Annotated in this window: 1 protein-coding gene; it reads right to left on the reverse strand. The window is 69.5% G+C overall.

All coding sequences use genetic code 11. The features are described 5' to 3' along the window. Window positions 1-6 precede the first annotated feature (6 nt). The gene (locus QWY28_RS23195; protein WP_300955289.1) at window positions 7-1,338 is read right to left on the reverse strand and encodes an ISL3 family transposase; all 1,332 of its coding nucleotides are present in this window, start codon (window positions 1,336-1,338) and stop codon (window positions 7-9) included. Between the last annotated feature and the right edge of the window lie 50 nt (window positions 1,339-1,388).

Genomic DNA, 1,388 nt, shown 5'->3' on the forward strand with positions numbered 1-1,388 from the left:
GGCTCTTCACAGACCGGGGTGTAGTAGGGGTCTGAAGCCGCCGGTCTCGAGCAGGCTCCTGGCGATGTAGTTGGTCAGGTTGCGGAACCCGAGCGCTGATCCGCGTAGGTGCTCGAGGCGTCCGTTGATGGCCTCGGTGGGTCCGTTGCTGGTGCCGGGGCGGTCGAAGTAGGCCAGGACGTCCTCGGCGCGCTTGGTCAGGGTCCGGCCCAGGGTGATGACCTCGACCAGCGCCTTCGGGACGCCGGTGCTGACCGATTCGATGAGCTTGGTCATGAGCTCGCGGCCGCGGCGTCGGTCTGGTTCGCGGTAGGCGGTGATCATCCGCTGGTAGATGCCCCAGGTCGCCTCGACCTCGACGTGCCTGTCGTCGGCGAACAAGGCGCGCAGCCGGTCGGCTTGTTTGTCGGTGAGCAGGTCGGACCCGGTGTGCAGGGTCCGCCTGGCTCGGTACAACGGATCGTTGCGGCGGCCGCGGTGGCCGTGGAGGTCTTGTTGGACCCGGCGTCGGCACCGGTCCAAGGCATCCCCGGCCAGGCGCACGACGTGGAAGGGGTCCATGACTGCGACCGCGTCGGGGAGTTCCTCGACCGCGGCGGTCTTGAAGCCGGTGAACCCGTCCATCGCCACCACCTCCACGCCTCGGCGCCAGTCCCCGGGGCGCTCGGCGAGCCAGGTCTTGAACACCTTCTTCGACCGGCCCTCGACCATGTCCAGCAACCTGGCCGGGCCGGTGCCGGCGCGCACCGCGGTCAGGTCGATGACCACGGTGACGTACTTGTCGCCGCGCCTGGTGTGGCGCCACACGTGCTCATCGACCCCGATCGCGGTGACACCGTCGTAGCGGTGCTCCTCATCGATCAGCACCCGCCTGCCTTCAGCCAGGACTGCGTCGTTGGCGGTGCCCCACGCGACCCCGAGGCCCTCGGCGACGCGACTCATGGACAGGTGCCCGACCACGATCGCCTCCAACGCCCACCGCAGCCCACGACGTGAGAGCTTGGCTCGGGGTTCGGCGGCGCGGTGGGTGTCTTGGCGCCACACGTGCCCGCATCCGGCGCAGCGGTAGCGGCGCACCGTGATGCGCAGCGTGGTGGGTCGCCACCCGAACGGCTCGTGGGCCAGCTCGCGGGTCACGGTGTCGCGCGGAAGGCCTTCGGCTCCGCAGCGACGGCACCACCGTTCCAGGGAGCCTTCGGGTTCGACGACCTTGCAGGCCAGGACCGCCCGCTTCGGTTCGAGGCGTTGTCCGGTCACCACCAGCCCCAGCTCATCGAGGCGGCAGAAGGTCGTCAGATCAGCGCAGGCGAAGGCGCCCGCACGGGTAGCGTCGTGCACGTCGAGGTCTTTCGGGTGGCTGGCGTAGGAACCGCCATCTTCGAAAGACC

This window comes from Nocardioides oceani (assembly GCF_030412965.1).
In the GTDB taxonomy this organism is placed as follows: Bacteria; Actinomycetota; Actinomycetes; order Propionibacteriales; family Nocardioidaceae; genus Nocardioides; species Nocardioides oceani.